The organism is Variovorax sp. KBW07, assembly GCF_003852515.1.
In the GTDB taxonomy this organism is placed as follows: domain Bacteria; phylum Pseudomonadota; class Gammaproteobacteria; order Burkholderiales; family Burkholderiaceae_C; genus Variovorax.
In genome coordinates, this window is sequence record NZ_QAJK01000278.1 from 825 (window position 1) to 1,394 (window position 570).

Genomic DNA, 570 nt, shown 5'->3' on the forward strand with positions numbered 1-570 from the left:
CGCAATGTGATTTCTGCCCAGTGCCATGAATGTCAACGTGAAGAAATTCAAACAAGCGCTGGTTAACGGCGGGAGTAACTATGACTCTCTTCAGGTAGCCAAATGCCTCGTCATCTAATTAGTGACGTGCATGAATGGATTAACGAGATTCCTACTGTCCCTATCTACTATCTAGCGAAACTACAGCCAAGGGAACGGGCTTGGAAAATATAGCGGGGAAAGAAGACCCTGTTGAGCTTGACTCTAGTCCGACTTTGTAGGGAGACATTAGAGGTGTAGTATAAGTGGGAGACGCAAGTCGACAGTGAAATACCACTACTCTGATTGTTTCTTTACTTACTCAGTAATGCAGTGCAGTTGACTTTGGTCAATTTATTGTGGAGAAAAGGTAGTAATCTTCGGATGCTACCGAACTGTTCTGAGGACAGTGTCAGGTGGGGAGTTTGACTGGGGCGGTACATCTGTCAAATGGTAACGCAGGTGTCCCAAGGTGAGCTCAACCAGGACAGAAACCTGGTGTGGACCAAAAGGGGAAATGCTCACTTGATTTTGATTTTCAGTACGAATACA

1 rRNA gene (cut by a window edge) is annotated in these 570 nt (G+C 45.4%); it reads left to right on the forward strand.

The annotated features are described in order from the left end of the window. Window positions 1-570: ribosomal RNA gene (locus tag DBV14_RS33685) — 23S ribosomal RNA — on the forward strand; its annotated part reaches 824 nt to the left of the window's first position; the annotation flags it as partial.